The 14,127-nt window shown below is 60.4% G+C and carries 15 protein-coding genes; 3 read left to right on the top strand and 12 right to left on the bottom strand.

What is annotated here, in order from left to right:
• Window positions 1-24 precede the first annotated feature (24 nt).
• The gene (locus BFP99_RS33325; protein ID WP_003175756.1) at window positions 25-162 is read right to left on the bottom strand and encodes a hypothetical protein; all 138 of its coding nucleotides are present in this window, start codon (window positions 160-162) and stop codon (window positions 25-27) included.
• 638 nt (window positions 163-800) lie between these two features.
• Here BFP99_RS33325 and BFP99_RS18490 point away from each other — a divergent pair.
• A complete protein-coding gene (locus tag BFP99_RS18490) occupies window positions 801-2,222 on the top strand; it encodes an amino acid permease (protein WP_065947874.1) in 1,422 nt (473 codons plus the stop codon).
• 65 nt (window positions 2,223-2,287) lie between these two features.
• Here the strand turns inward: BFP99_RS18490 and BFP99_RS18485 are convergent, their stop codons facing one another.
• The gene (locus tag BFP99_RS18485) at window positions 2,288-2,662 is read right to left on the bottom strand and encodes a cytochrome c (RefSeq protein WP_065947873.1); all 375 of its coding nucleotides are present in this window, start codon (window positions 2,660-2,662) and stop codon (window positions 2,288-2,290) included.
• Window positions 2,663-2,732: 70 nt separating this feature from the next.
• On the opposite strand from BFP99_RS18485, the gene arfB reads away from it, so the two are divergent.
• The gene (gene arfB / locus BFP99_RS18480) at window positions 2,733-3,146 is read left to right on the top strand and encodes an alternative ribosome rescue aminoacyl-tRNA hydrolase ArfB (protein ID WP_065925922.1); all 414 of its coding nucleotides are present in this window, start codon (window positions 2,733-2,735) and stop codon (window positions 3,144-3,146) included.
• Here arfB and BFP99_RS18475 read toward each other — a convergent pair.
• The 3 genes from BFP99_RS18475 to BFP99_RS18470 all read right to left on the bottom strand — a co-directional run bounded on the left by BFP99_RS18475 (window position 3,143) and on the right by BFP99_RS18470 (window position 5,295).
• On the bottom strand, window positions 3,143-4,339 hold the full coding sequence (locus tag BFP99_RS18475; protein ID WP_065947872.1) for an MFS transporter: 1,197 nt from the start codon (window positions 4,337-4,339) through the stop codon (window positions 3,143-3,145). The genes arfB and BFP99_RS18475 overlap by 4 nt on opposite strands.
• Window positions 4,340-4,443: 104 nt before the next feature.
• Entirely contained in the window at window positions 4,444-4,617 is a 174-nt protein-coding gene (locus BFP99_RS33320; protein ID WP_162844272.1) for a hypothetical protein, read from the bottom strand.
• A gap of 366 nt (window positions 4,618-4,983) precedes the next feature.
• Complete coding sequence (locus BFP99_RS18470) at window positions 4,984-5,295, bottom strand: DUF962 domain-containing protein (protein WP_027605580.1); 312 nt, start codon at window positions 5,293-5,295, stop codon at window positions 4,984-4,986.
• A gap of 163 nt (window positions 5,296-5,458) precedes the next feature.
• Between BFP99_RS18470 and BFP99_RS18465 the strand changes: the two genes are divergently transcribed.
• Complete coding sequence (locus BFP99_RS18465; RefSeq protein ID WP_065925924.1) at window positions 5,459-6,517, top strand: AraC family transcriptional regulator; 1,059 nt, start codon at window positions 5,459-5,461, stop codon at window positions 6,515-6,517.
• On the opposite strand, the gene BFP99_RS18460 is transcribed toward BFP99_RS18465, so the two are convergent.
• The 7 genes from BFP99_RS18460 to BFP99_RS18435 form a co-directional block, all read right to left on the bottom strand.
• The gene (locus BFP99_RS18460) at window positions 6,474-7,928 is read right to left on the bottom strand and encodes a TrkH family potassium uptake protein (protein WP_065947871.1); all 1,455 of its coding nucleotides are present in this window, start codon (window positions 7,926-7,928) and stop codon (window positions 6,474-6,476) included. The two genes, BFP99_RS18465 and BFP99_RS18460, sit on opposite strands and share 44 nt — an antisense overlap.
• 248 nt (window positions 7,929-8,176) lie before the next feature.
• Window positions 8,177-9,520 carry an imelysin family protein gene (locus BFP99_RS18455; protein ID WP_027605583.1) on the bottom strand — a complete coding sequence of 448 codons (1,344 nt, stop codon included), beginning with the start codon at window positions 9,518-9,520 and terminating at the stop codon, window positions 8,177-8,179.
• A 126-nt stretch (window positions 9,521-9,646) separates the two neighbouring features.
• Entirely contained in the window at window positions 9,647-11,698 is a 2,052-nt protein-coding gene (locus BFP99_RS18450) for a putative bifunctional diguanylate cyclase/phosphodiesterase (protein WP_027605584.1), read from the bottom strand.
• A 235-nt stretch (window positions 11,699-11,933) separates the two neighbouring features.
• Window positions 11,934-12,110, bottom strand: coding sequence for a hypothetical protein (locus BFP99_RS33315; RefSeq protein WP_161985734.1), 177 nt, complete (start codon window positions 12,108-12,110; stop codon window positions 11,934-11,936).
• A 149-nt stretch (window positions 12,111-12,259) separates the two neighbouring features.
• Entirely contained in the window at window positions 12,260-12,856 is a 597-nt protein-coding gene (locus tag BFP99_RS18445; RefSeq protein WP_003212997.1) for a superoxide dismutase, read from the bottom strand.
• A 178-nt stretch (window positions 12,857-13,034) separates the two neighbouring features.
• A complete protein-coding gene (locus BFP99_RS18440; protein WP_065925927.1) occupies window positions 13,035-13,634 on the bottom strand; it encodes a LysE/ArgO family amino acid transporter in 600 nt (199 codons plus the stop codon).
• Window positions 13,635-13,639: 5 nt separating this feature from the next.
• Entirely contained in the window at window positions 13,640-14,041 is a 402-nt protein-coding gene (locus BFP99_RS18435; protein WP_065947870.1) for an ACT domain-containing protein, read from the bottom strand.
• Window positions 14,042-14,127: the final 86 nt, after the last annotated feature.

The following is a 14,127-nucleotide window of genomic DNA, read 5'->3' as shown; positions in this document are numbered from 1 at the left end:
CACCTGCCGAATACGTGCCGGGTGTCAGAAAGGCCACATCGCCGTGCCAAATGGCACCACGGCATCGGCTTGCATCATTTCAACGGCGGCCTCGTGGGTCGGCGCTTCAAACCAATCGTCGAGCTGCAGTTCGGTTTCCAGGTCGTTTTCCAGTGCTTGCATGGTGTATCTCCTAGAGGACGTTGTTTGAGAACGGCTTGCCAGCGGGCTTCGCTGGGCAAGTGAAAGAACCTAGGTGAGAGTGTTTGGTAATGCAAAAATTTTATTGACACGGTCTCATTTGGATTTTTTCTTCTGTTTTTTCGCCGGCTTTTTTTCTTCAGCAAATACAGTGAGCTGGCATCGCTAATGGTGATGAATTTTCCTACCGCCATTTTTTCAAAAACTTACAGCTGTAACGCAGATTTTCCATGCTGTAACGATTAATTTACGTGCACCTCGCGGCATGATTGGCCTATTTACCGCTGTAAGGAATACCTGACAGATCGTCGCACGTGCTCTGCGGGTGCGGCTTGAAGCTGTCGAGCGGTGTACAATGCGCCGCGTTTTACTGTGACCCCCTTGCGTAACCACGCAAAAGGCCAAGACCTCAGGGTTTACCCGCCCTGATCACTCCGCCTGGCCACGAGCCCGGCGGGTTCGATTTCGTCACAGATAAAAACAAACAGGTGACGCATGACCGTTAGAAAGACGCTGTATTCCTGGTGCCTGCGCTGGGGTTTGAGCGGCGCTGCTTGAGTCGGTAATTCAAGGCAGCAACCTGCATTCAACATCATCAAACCTTGCGTGAGACCCTTTTCATGAGTGAACCCCATTGCTCTTCAGGCGAGCTGAAACGCGGCCTGAAAAATCGGCATATCCAGTTGATCGCCCTTGGTGGCGCCATCGGCACCGGCCTGTTCCTGGGCTCGGCCGGCGTGCTCAAATCCGCCGGCCCGTCGATGATCCTGGGTTATGCCATCTGCGGCTTCATTGCCTTCATGATCATGCGCCAGCTCGGCGAAATGATCGTCGAAGAGCCGGTCGCCGGTTCCTTCAGCCACTTTGCCCACAAGTACTGGGGCGGTTTCGCCGGCTTCCTGTCGGGCTGGAACTGCTGGATCCTGTACATCCTGGTGGGCATGTCCGAGCTGACAGCCGTCGGCAAATACGTGCACTACTGGTGGCCGGAGATCCCGACCTGGGTCTCGGCGGCGGCGTTCTTCGTGCTGATCAACCTGATCAACCTGGCCAACGTCAAAGTCTTTGGTGAAGCGGAGTTCTGGTTCGCCATCATCAAGGTGGTCGCCATTGTCGGCATGATCGCCCTGGGCAGCTACCTGCTGGTCAGTGGCAGCGGCGGCCCGCAAGCCTCGGTGAGCAACCTGTGGGAACACGGCGGCTTCTTCCCCCATGGCGTCAGCGGCTTGGTGATGGCCATGGCGATCATCATGTTCTCCTTCGGCGGCCTGGAAATGCTCGGCTTTACCGCCGCCGAAGCCGACCAGCCACGCACTGTGATCCCCAAGGCGATCAACCAGGTGATCTACCGCATCCTGATCTTCTACATCGGCGCCCTGGTGGTGTTGCTGTCGCTGACACCATGGGACAGCCTGCTGGCCACCCTCAACGCCTCCGGCGATGCCTACAGTGGCAGCCCGTTCGTGCAGGTGTTCTCGATGCTGGGCAGCAACACCGCCGCGCATATCCTCAACTTCGTGGTGTTGACGGCGGCGTTGTCGGTGTACAACAGCGGCACCTACTGCAACAGCCGCATGCTGCTGGGCATGGCCGAGCAGGGGGATGCGCCCAGGGCGCTGGCCAAGATCGACAAGCGCGGCGTGCCAGTGCGTTCGATCCTCGCTTCGGCGGCGGTCACGCTGGTGGCGGTGTTGATGAACTACTTCATTCCGCAACATGCGCTGGAACTGCTGATGTCACTGGTGGTGGCCACGCTGGTGATCAACTGGGCAATGATCAGCTTCTCCCACTTCAAGTTCCGCCAGCACATGAACCGCACCGGCCAGGCGCCGTTGTTCAAGGCGCTGTGGTACCCGTACGGCAACTATGTGTGCCTGGCGTTCGTGGTGTTTATCCTGGTGATCATGCTGATGATTCCGGGGATCCAGGTGTCGGTGTACGCGATCCCGGTGTGGGTGGCGTTTATGGCGGTGTGTTATTGGATCAAGAACAAGCGCAGTGCTGAAGCGGCGTTGAACACCGCGAGTGCGGCGTTGAAGTAAACAGGCGCCTACCTGGAAAACCCCGCATCCTGTATAGGGCGCGGGGTTTTTGCATTTTGAAGCCGTCAACTTTTTGAAATCACACCGCTCATGTATTCATTCAAGTCGCGAAAGTCCTTAACGTTCCAGGCATGCGGCGGGACCTTTACTCCATTCTCGCGCAGCGTTTTTGGGATCAGGTCTCCATTCGGGCGAAGTATGACCGACGACACAATAACGCCCGGGTAAGCCGCCAGCCGTTTTTTGAAGGCTGGGGTTGTCAGGTCAGGTGTAGGCGGGTTGGTTTTCCTGGCCAACGGTCCCGTTGCCTTGAGGTCTGGCCCGTGGCACATGGCGCAGCGCTGTGAATAGAGGTTTTTGCCATTGGCGTTATCTGCAAAGGACAGTGACGTTTGAATGAGTGATAAGGTGCCGAGCAAAGTGATCAATAGTCTTTTCATTGTCATGCGTCCTTGTTGTTGAGGTTGTTGTCCTGATTGGGCGTGTCTGTTGCCTAGGGTTTATTGAGTGATGCTGGTTATTTCCAACAACGTGCACCTGCCCGATGCCGAAATCGAGTTGACCGCCATCCGCGCCCAGGGCGCCGGAGGGCAGAACGTCAACAAGGTGTCGAGCGCGGTGCACCTGCGGTTCGATATTCCGGCGTCGTCGCTGCCGGCGTTCTACAAGGAGCGACTGCTGGCACTGCGTGACAGCCGTATCACCAGCGAAGGCGTGCTGGTGCTCAAGGCCCAGCAGTACCGGACCCAGGAACAGAACCGCGCCGACGCGCTGGAACGCCTGGTGGAGCTGATCCTCACTGCCACCAAGGTCGAGAAGAAGCGCCGCCCGACCAAGCCCACCCTGGGCTCGAAAAAGCGGCGCCTGGAATCCAAGACCAAGCGCGGCAGCATCAAGGCCGGGCGCGGCAAGGTCGACTTCTAGGCATCGCGCGCTTCGCGGGCCTTGGGCGCTTGCCGGTACAGGTAGACACTCAGCAGCAGCCCACCGAGGGCGGCGAGGGCGGCGAACAGGAAGATCGACGCAAAGCCGAAACCTGCCGCCACGGCCCCGGCCAGCGGCCCGGTAATGCCCAGCGACAGGTCGATAAACAGCGAATAGGCGCCCACCGCCGAACCACGGCTGGACGCGGGCACCAGGTTGACCGCCTCCACCCCCAGCGCCGGAAACACCAGGGAAAAGCCGAAACCGCTCAACGCTGCGCCGGCCAGGGCCAGGTTGGCATCCGGCGCCAGCCACAACAGCAGCAGGCCGAGGATCTCCACCGACAGGCAAGCGATTGCCACGCGAAAGCCGCCGATACGGTTGATCAGGTTGCCGAACAGCAGGCGCGCACCGATAAAGCTGGCGCCGAACAGGCTCAATGCCCACACCGCATTATCCCAATGCTGAGTGGTGTAATACAGGGTGATAAAGGTGGCGATGGTGCCAAAGCCGATGGAGCCCAGGGCCAAAGCGCAACCGTGGGGCAACACCCGGCCCAGTACATTCATGAACGGCAGGCGCACGCCGGCGACGATGGGCGCAGCCACTTTGTTCCAGGCCAGCAACAGGCCGACGACCGCCAGCAGGATAATGCTGACGCCCATGCTCCACAGCCCGAAATTCCTCACCAGCAGCACGCCCAACGGTGCACCGACCGCCAGCGCGCCGTAACTGGCGATACCGTTCCACGAAATGACCTTGGCGGTATTGGCCGCGCCCACCCGGCCAATGCCCCAGCCGATGGCGCCTGAGCCCACCAGGCTTTCTGCGCTGCCCAGTACCAATCGACCGATGAGCAGGCTGGCCAGGCTGACGGCCGGCACGCTCGAAAACCACGCCGCAAGCAACATGAACACGCCGCTCGCGCCGCAGCCCACCAGGCCGATCAGCACCGCCCGCTTGCTGCCCAGGTTGTCGATGATTTTGCCTGCATACGGGCGGCTCAACAGCGTGGCCAGGTATTGCACGCTGATCACCAGGCCGGCGATCACCGCGCCGTAGCCCAGTTCACTGTGGACATAGCCCGGCAACACGGCCAGGGGAATGCCGATATTCAGGTAGCCGATAAAGGTGAACAACACGATGGAAACAACTTGCAGCGTGACCGCCATGGGGCGCTGGGTATCTGGCATGGGAGAGGTCCACTGTCGCAGCAGGTAAAGATAGGCTGCTAATGATACCGGGGCTTGGGCGTGCGCAGGGCGGTAAAACGCAAAAACGTCAGATCAAAAAGACGTCAGGCTTGAAGGGGGGCGAGTAACTGGGTGGTGACCAGGGCGGCCAGGGCGTTTTCCTGGGTGCCGAAGCGCTTGAGCAGCAAGGCTTGTTTGTCCGCGCTGAGGCGGTTCCACACGTCGACCATCTGCAGGGCGGTGTCGAGTACGGCGGTGTCCGGGAGGGTGTCTGTCATGGCGGGTACCTCGGGGTGATTCAGGCAGTGTGGAAAGCGTTCAAAGGTCCGCTTTCCACACGGTCTGGTACGGCGTCAGTCCTGGCTCTTGCTGTCGACTGGTTTTGCTTGTTTGGCCTCAGGCTGCTTCGCGCTGGCCTGCTGCGGTGTTGGCTGCTCAGTTTCGTGCAGGCTTGGGAAGGGGAGATTAGGTATCTCGTGCATCGTCGTCGCTCCTCGCAAAGTCTGTTTTTTCAATCGCAGGTGATTCCGCGCTCTCAAAAAGCCTTGGCAGGATACAGCACTGTAAATGACAAAAAGACTTTTATATCGCCGGGTGTACGAACCTTTTATCGTTTTTACGCAAGTGACAAGAGGTCACACCGTTCAGAACGGCACCTTGCCGAGGATCATGTCGCGGTACATCACAAAATCCCCGAGCAAGCTGTAGAACGGGTGCTGGAAAGTCGCCGGACGGTTCTTTTCGAAGAAGAAATGCCCGATCCAGGCAAAACTGTAGCCGGCAATCGGCACGGCCAATAACAGCCCCAGTGAGCCTCGGCCGATGGCATAGGCCAGGATGCCGATCACCAGGGTAGTGCCGATAAAGTGCAGGCGCCGGCAGGTGCTGTTGCCGTGCTCGGTCAGGTAATAAGGGTAAAACTCGGCAAAGCTGTTGAATCGCTTGAGGTTTTCCACTACGGCCGGCCCTTTGATTGTTGTGCCGCCGAACAGATGTTCGGCGGGGAGCTTATTTGAGTCTAGAGTGATCAGTGGTAACAGCCAGTGACAATAGATGCCACTTTAGTATCCTTGGCTTTCCTGGCTGCCGTTTTGAGCCTGCTTTATTCAAGAAGACGCCATGAGCGAACGAACAACGTCTGCAAGCTGGGCGATGGGGATAGTCAAGGCACTGGAAATGGACGGCCTGGATTGCCGCGCCTTGTTCAAGCAACTGGGCCTGGACTACGCCGCCCTGAGTGACCCCGATGCGCGGTTCCCGCAGGACTCCATGACCCGCCTGTGGCAGCGCGCGGTCGAGTTGTCGGGCAACCCGGCGATTGGCCTGAACATGGGCAAGGTGGTGCGCCCGGCGTCGTTTCATGTGGCCGGTTACGCCTTGATGTCCAGCAACACCCTGGCCGAAGGCTTCATGCGCTTGGTGCGTTACCAGCGGATCATCGCCGAAAGCGCCGACTTGAGTTTTCGACTATTACCTGAAGGCTATGCGCTGATTCTGACGGTGCATGGCGATCATCTTCCGCCGACCCGACAAAGCGCCGAAGCCTCCCTGGCCTGTGCGTTGGCGCTGTGCGGCTGGCTCACCGGGCGGACCCTGCAACCCCGCAAAGTGCTGTTGCAGGGCGATCAACCGGGGGACCTGGCCCCCTATAAACAAGCGTTCCATGCCCCGCTGGAGTTCGATGCGCCGTATGACGCGCTGATCTTTGAGCGCGCCGACATGGACGCGCCGCTGCCCACGGCCAACGAGGCCATGGCGCTGTTGCACGATCGATTTGCCGGTGAGTACCTGGCGCGTTTCTCCGAAAGCCGCGTGACCCACAAGGCGCGGCAGGTGCTGTGCCGGCTGCTGCCCCAGGGCGAACCCAAGCGCGAAGTGGTGGCCAAGACCCTGCACCTGTCCCAGCGCACCTTGCAGCGGCGCCTGCAGGAAGAAGGCACGAGTTTCCAGACCCTGCTCGACGACACCCGCCGCGAACTGGCCGAGCAATACCTGGCGCAGCCGCGCATGACCCTGTTGGAGATTGCCTACCTGCTGGGCTTTGCCGACCCGAGCAACTTCTTTCGCGCGTTTCGCCGCTGGTTTGATGCCACGCCCGGCGAATACCGGGCGCGGCTGCAGGACGCGTCGACGGTCAGTGACGCCAGAACGCCGGAATGCACAGAACAAAGACTGTGATGATTTCCAGCCGGCCCAGCAGCATGCCCAGGGACAGGATCCACTTGGCCGCATCCGGCAGGCTGGCGAAGTTGCCGGCCGGGCCAATGGTTTCCCCCAGGCCCGGGCCGACGCCGGACACGGTGCTGGCGGCGCCGGTGAGTGCGGTCATCCAGTCCAGGCCCAGCAGCGACAAGGCCAGGGCGATGGCGCAGATGGTAATGGCGAAGAAAAACGAAAAGGTCAGGATCGAACGCACGATCTCTTCGTCGAGACGGTGGCCGTTGTACTTCTGCTTGATTATCGCGCGCGGGTGAATCAGCTGGTTCAAGTTGGCCTTGAGCAGGATATAGGCGACCTGGAAGCGGAAAATCTTGATCCCGCCCGCCGTGGAGCCGGAACAGCCACCGATGAAGCCCAGGTAGAAAAACAGCATCAGTGAGAAATTGCCCCACAGGCTGTAGTCCCCCAGTGCAAAACCGGTGGTGGTCACTACCGACGTAACGTTCAACGCCACATGGCGCAGGGCATCCAGCCAATGCAGGTTGGTGGTCCACCAGTACCAGGTGCCGAGCACCAGCCAGGTCACCAGCAACAAACCGAGCAAGCCCTGTACTTGCTGATCCTTGATCAATGCCTTGCGATTACCCCGCAAGGTGGCCACGTACAGGGTGAACGGCAAGCTGCCGAGGATCATCACCACTACCGCCACCCAGTGCACCGCCGGTTGTTTCCAGTGCGCCAGGGACTCGTCCGAGGTGGAGAACCCACCGGTGGAAATCGCCGACATCGCATGGTTGATCGCATCGAACAGGCCCATGCCGGCCCACCAGAACGCCAGGCTGCCGAGGATGGTGATGCCGACGTAGGCCGCCACGATCAGCCGCGCCACCATGTGCGAGCGGGGCATGACCTTCTCCGAGCGGTCCGAGGATTCGGTCTGGAACAGGCGCATGCCACCGATGCGCAGCAGCGGCAGGATCGCCACCGCCATGCCGATAAAGCCGATGCCGCCGAGCCAGTGCAGCAGCGAGCGCCATATCAAAATGCCGGGGGACAGGGTGTCCAGGCCGCTCAGCACCGTGGAGCCGGTGGCGGTGATGCCGGACATGCTTTCGAAAAACGAGTCGGTGTAGCTGATGTGCTGGGTCAGCAGGAACGGCAGCGCGGCGAATACGCATACCACCACCCAACTGCTGACCGTGAGCAGGTACATGTCTCGCGGACGCAGGTGCACGTGTTCGGGACGCCCGGGAATCACCAGGGCAAGCCCGGCGACAAAAGTGATCAGGCTGGCCCAGAGGAACGAGGGCAGGTCGCTGGTCCGTTCGAAAATCACCAGGGTGGCCATGGGCACGACCATGGCGATCGCAAGGGTGATCAGGAAGATGCCGATGATGAAACCGATGATGCGTAGGGTCGGCAACGCCATGAAGTAAGCTCGAAATAGGGCAGAGGCGCCATTCTACCTGGGGTGCAGGGCATGTAAACCGGCGGATTTGGGCACAACATGGATCAAATGTGGGAGGGGGCTTGCTCCCGATGTCGGTGTGTCAGTGAAGGAAGTATCTACTGAGCCACCGCTATCGGGAGCAAGCCCCCTCCCACATGGGTTTGCGGTGGTAAAGACAGTGCACAAAAAAGGCGACCCGAAGGCCGCCTCATTCAACACCGCGCTGATCAGAATTCGTGATCAGCGTTATCCGGGTTCAGGTCGCTGATGCCCAGCTTGCCGGCAGCGGCTTCGATCGAGCCGGTCTGCTTGACCAGGGCGGCGATGGCGTCACGCACGATCTGGTTACCTGCGTCGTTACCGGCCGCGATCAACTGGTCGTAGTGCTCACCCTTGTTGGCGTGATCAACCATGACCTGGATCTTCGCTTCGGTCGCCGCCAGGTCCGCTTTCAGCGCGGTATCGGCAGCCGGGTCGGCCTTGGCCACCAGGGACGACAGGCTGGCGCCGGTCAGTTTGGTGCCGTCGACGCGGGTGTACTCGCCCAGGTAGACGTTGCGGATGCCCTTGGCGTCGTAGAAGTGCGAGTAGTGGGTGTTGTCGCTGAAGCAGTCCTGTTCGTCTTCCGGCGAGTTGGCTTCCAGGGAAACCTTCATGCGCTCACCGGCCAGCTCGCCCAAGGACAGGCTGCCCATGCCGAACAACATTTTGCGCAGGCCGTCGGTGGCAGGTTCTGCCTCCAGGGTGGCGCGGTAGTTGTCTTCGACGTTGGGTTTCCAGTTGCCGACCATTTCCTGCAGGTCGCTGACCAGCAGTTGGGTCACGGCGGTCAGGTAGGCGCGGCGGCGCTCGTTGTGGCCGCCGGTTGCGCCGTCGCCGGTCAGGTAGTCCGACGCAGGGCGGTTGCCCGCGCCCGGGCCGGTGCCGTTCAGGTCCTGGCCCCAGAGCAGGAATTCGATGGCGTGGTAGCCGGTGGCGACGTTGGCTTCGGAACCGCCCAGCTCATTGAGGCTGGCGAGTTTTTCCGGGGTGATGTCCTTCACGTCGACCTTGTCTTCGCCGACCTGGACTTCGGTGTTGGCGATGATGTTGGCGGTAGCGCCCGGGTTGCCCAGGGCGTGTTCGTAGGATTTGTCGACGTAGTCGATCAGGCCTTCGTCCAGGGGCCAGGCGTTAACCTGACCTTCCCAGTCATCGATGATGGTGTTGCCGAAGCGGAACACTTCGCTCTGCAGGTACGGAACGCGCGCGGCAACCCAGGCGGCCCGGGCGGCTTTCAGGGTTTCGTCGTTTGGTTTGGCGAGGAAGGCGTCGATTGCGGTTTGCAGGGTTTTTGCCGTGGACTCGGCATCGCTGTACACCGCGAAGACCATGTCGGCGTAATGCGCAACCACGGCCTTGGCGGCCGCTTCATCGACCTGGCCGGCAGGGGTGGCAGCCGCTGGAGCGGTGGTGCTGGCAGCCGGGGTCGGCGCCTGGTTTGCTGCGGGCTTGTCTTTACCTTCGCCGCAACCGGCGAGAGAAATGGCAATGGCCAGCAGACTGGCGGTGGCCAGGGGCATACGAATCATGGCGAACATCCTGCTTCGGTTGTTGATGGGCGCGCGGGGGTCGCGCAAAACTGCGACATAATGCGAAAGATTTGCATTTTGTGTAAAGGGTTATACGCGGGAAATATTCAGTATCGTTTTGCCCGCTCAGAGAATGGCCGCGCCATTGCGCTCCGCCTGCTTCAAAAAAGCCGCCAACTCCCGGGCCGGCAGGGGTTTACTGTAGTAGTAACCCTGACCTTCATGGCAACCCTCGGAGATGATGTAGGCCTCCTGCTCCGCGGTTTCCACGCCTTCCGCGATGACCTGCATGCCCAGGCTTTTGCCCAGTTGGATAATGGCGCGAACGATGGTGGCGTCGTCATCGTCGTCCAGCAGGTCCTGGACGAAGCTTTTGTCGATCTTGATCTTGTCCAGGGGCAGGCTTTTCAAATAGCTCAAGGAGGAATAGCCGGTGCCGAAGTCATCAATCGCGATCAATGCCCCGGAGCGGCGCAGGCTCAACAGGTGTTGGGCGGCGGTGCTGATGTCTTCCATCAGGCCGGTTTCGGTGACTTCCAGCTCCAGGCTGCGCGGCGGCAGGCGGTAGATCTGCATCAGGTTGTTGACCACCCGTGGCAGCTCGGTGTGGTGCAACTGCACGGTGGACAGGTTGACCGCCATGCGCAGTTCGGTGAAGCCCAGGTCATGCCATTCGCGCAATTGTCGACAGGCCTGGTCCAGTACCCATTCGCCAATCGGAATAATGGTGCCGTTCTGTTCTGCCAGCGGGATGAACAGGTCCGGCGGCACCAGCCCGTGTTCCGGGTGCTGCCAACGGATCAGGGCTTCCACGCCTACCACACGCTGGTCGCGATAGCTGATCTGCGGCTGGTAGACCAGGTGGAACTGGTCGCGGCTGAGGGCATCGCGCAGGTCTTTTTCCAGCTCGCGGCGGCGGCGCATTTCGCTGTCGACGCTGGCGATATAGAACTGATAGCGGTTGCGAGAGCGGCTCTTGGCCAGGGTCATGGTCTGTTCGGCTTTTTGCAGCAGCTTCTCGGTGCTGTCGCCATCTTCGGGAAACAAGGTGATGCCGATGGTGGCGCGCAGGCGAATTTCCTCGTGGTCGAGGGCGAACTCCGCCTCCAGGTCGTCGAGGATACTTTGCGCCAGTTCGGCCGCTTCGTAGGGCTGGTCGATATCGGCCTGTACCAGCGCGAACTGGTCGCCCCCCAGGCGGGCGAGGGCGCCGAGGCGACCGCTGTGGGCGCGCAGACGGTCGGCCAGGGCCAGCAGCAATTTGTCGCCGGCCTGGTAGGTAAACTGCTCGTTGACGCTTTTGAAGTCATCCAGTCCCACGCACAGCACCGCAACCCGGCGCTGGCGGCGACCGGCGTCGATGAGGATCTTGTCCAGTTGCTCCTGCAGTTTCTGGCGGTTGGGCAGGCCGGTGAGGAAATCGTACTGGGCCATGCGCAGCAGGCTGGATTCCGCCTCATGGCGCAGGTGGGTGTTGCGCTCGATGGATTCGAGCAACTGGTTGGCGGTGTTGATCCACAACCCCAACTCGTTGCGCTCGTGGCCCTTGAGTTGCGGGATCTTGTGCTCGCTGGGGCGGTCCGGGTTGATCGATGTCAGGTGTTCGATAATCCGCGACAGCGGCTTGGTCAGCAGCCAGTGGTAAACCAGGTACAACACCAGGCCCATGGCCAAGGCGCGTAACACGCCGGAAATGAAGATGATCACCGAACTGACAATAAAGCCCTGGCCGTACGTGGCGGTGTCGAGGGTAATGCTCAGGTCACCGTAATATTCGCTGTAGGGGCCTTTGCCGACCAAGGCAGTGGTGAAGGTGCGTTCCCGGCCAAGAATCAGGTCGGTGAGCCAGCGGCTGGGGGAGTGCTGCAAGGCACGGCTTTTTTCTGCCAGCATGGTTTCGTTGGGATGGCCGATGGAGGCCATGCGCACCGCCTCGTCCTGGAACAGCCCCTCTATCACCTGCATGCCCATCTCGCGGTCCAGGCTATAGACGGCCTGGGTCGAGGGGTCGCGAAACATGTCGAGGATGCGCTGGGCATCACCGGCCACGGCCTGGCGCGTCTTGTAGGCATCGAAAACGATCTGCGCCACGCTCAGCGTCACGCCCACGATCAACGCCGACAGCAGCACGACCCGTAGCAACTTCACCGACAAGCTGTTTTTGAGTTCCAGCTTCAAAGGGGCATTCCTTGTCTCATGCGGGTGGCCTTCAATATGCCATGAGTATTGGCAATCTGAGGTTGGCAGTCAAAGGGACATTGGGGCATAAGCTCAATTGACGTTTTGGCTGACCAGCATTGAGAGGTACCAACGCAGATCGGTGCCTGGCAGACGTGGATAAAGAATCAGCATGCGGTACAAATATTGACTGGAGAGAAGGCGGAGCCGGTCCGCCTTCTGCGAGCCGGCGGTGTTAGTAATTAACCGGACCCTGTGGTTGTTGTCCTTCCCCGCCGATCTTTTCGCCGCCACCGGCTATGTCGATTTCCTCGTTTGCCATGTCCATTACTCCTTTGGCCAGATCCATACCCTTATCAAGAAGTCCCGTTATCATTGGGATTGCGCCCGTTGCCGCCGACATAGGATCCATCGTAATTCCTCACACGTGATTAAGAGGTTTATTCCTCCTACCCCTTGTGTGGTGAATCCTATTGGTGGGTTCCAGTATTTCTGGCTTGCCTATGCTGCACCCACAAAAAAGCCCGGCAATCGCCGGGCTCTTTCTACTGCAAGGGTTGCTTAGGCAGTGAAGGTCTTGCCTTCGAACTGCTCAGCGACGAACTTCCAGTTGACCAGGTTCCAGAACGCTTCCACATACTTTGGACGTACGTTGCGGTAGTCGATGTAGTAGGCGTGTTCCCACACGTCGCAGGTCAGCAGCGGGGTGTCGCCGCTGGTCAGCGGGTTGCCGGCGCCGATGGTGCTGGCCAGGGCCAGGGAACCGTCAGCCTTTTTCACCAGCCAGCCCCAACCGGAACCGAAGGTGCCGACGGACGTCTTGGTGAATTCTTCCTTGAACTTGTCGAACGAACCGAACGCGGCGTTGATGGCTTCAGCCAGCGCGCCGGTGGGTTGGCCGCCGGCGTTTGGTGCCAGGCAGTTCCAGTAGAAGGTGTGGTTCCAGACCTGAGCGGCGTTGTTGAAGATGCCGCCCGAAGAAGATTTGACGATTTCTTCCAGGGTCTTGCCTTCGAACTCGGTGCCTGGCACCAGGTTGTTCAGGTTCACGACATAGGTGTTGTGGTGCTTGTCGTGGTGGTATTCCAAGGTTTCCTTGGAGATGTGCGGCTGCAGGGCATCGTGTGCGTAGGGCAGCGGCGGCAATTCGAAAGCCATGATGATTCTCCTAATCAGGTCAGTTGCGGTGAGCGCAAGGCCGATCACGGGCGGCCAAACAAGCGCCGGGGAGTTTGTACTCTTTGCGGCGCAGGGTCCGGATCATAGCACCGGGGGTGCGGCAAAACCACGCAACAACTGTGTGGGATAGAGGTTCCAGAGCGTTTTGGAATATTCATCAGGCGCTGATCAATTGATAGGCCACGCTGAACATCATCGCCGCTACCAACAGGTCCAACAGGCGCCATGTCGCCGGGCGTGCCAGCCATGGCGCCAGCCAGGCCGCGCCGAGCGCCAGGGTGGCGAACCACAGCAACGATGCACTCGCGGCCCCGGCCACGTAGGCGCCGGGTTCGGTTTGTTGCGCGCCCAGTGAGCCGATCAGCAGCACCGTGTCCAGGTACACATGAGGATTGAGCAACGTGACCGCCAGGGCGCTGAGCAATACGGCGCGCAATGAGCGGACCTTGAGGTCGCCCCCTTGCTCCAGGCCCTGTGTCGAAAACGCCCGGCGCAGCGCCAGGGTGCCGTACCACAGCAGGAACGCGGCGCCGCCCCAGCGGGCAATCGCCAGCAGCAGCGGGTTTTGTGCCAGCACCGTCGCCAGGCCGAATACCCCGGCGGCCACGAGCAAGGCGTCGCACACCACGCACAACGCCGCCACCGGCAGGTGATGTTCACGGCGCAGGCTTTGCGCCAATACAAATGCGTTTTGCGTGCCGATGGCCATGATCAGCCCCAGGGCCACCAATAATCCGTTCAGATAGCTTTGCCACATAACCATTACTCCGAAGTCGCTGCCAGTTGCCGCAATACGTCCATGGCTCGCTCGGCATCCGCACGGCCGACGAACAGGTGGTCGTGGTAGTAGCCGGCGATCACGTTGCAACTGATCCCGGCTTTGCCGAGTGCGCTGGCGAAGGCGGCCGTCAGGCCCACGGCTTGCAGCGCTGAATGCACATTCAGGGTGATCCACGCGGCGATGTAGTCGAACGCCAGCCCGGCCTGTTCCGCCTGCCGGCGCTCCAGGATCAGGGTCAGGCCTTCCAGCTCGCGAAAGCTGCCGATGGCCTCGCAACCGGCCGGGATACGATGGTCAGGCAGGGTGCAGAACACGTAGTCACCGTCATTGAGCTGCGGGCTCATGCTGCGCAGCAGGGTTGCCAGGGCGGTTTCGCCAGCCATGGTGAAGGTTCCTTTTAAAGAGAGAAGCGATGCTGGCTATTCTCGTGGTCCAGGCTGTATAAGAAAAACCAATATTGCTGATCGCT

This window comes from Pseudomonas sp. 1 R 17 (genome assembly GCF_900067035.1).
GTDB classification, from domain to species: domain Bacteria; phylum Pseudomonadota; class Gammaproteobacteria; order Pseudomonadales; family Pseudomonadaceae; genus Aquipseudomonas; species Aquipseudomonas marginalis.
This window is presented reverse-complemented; position numbering and strand designations above follow the sequence as displayed.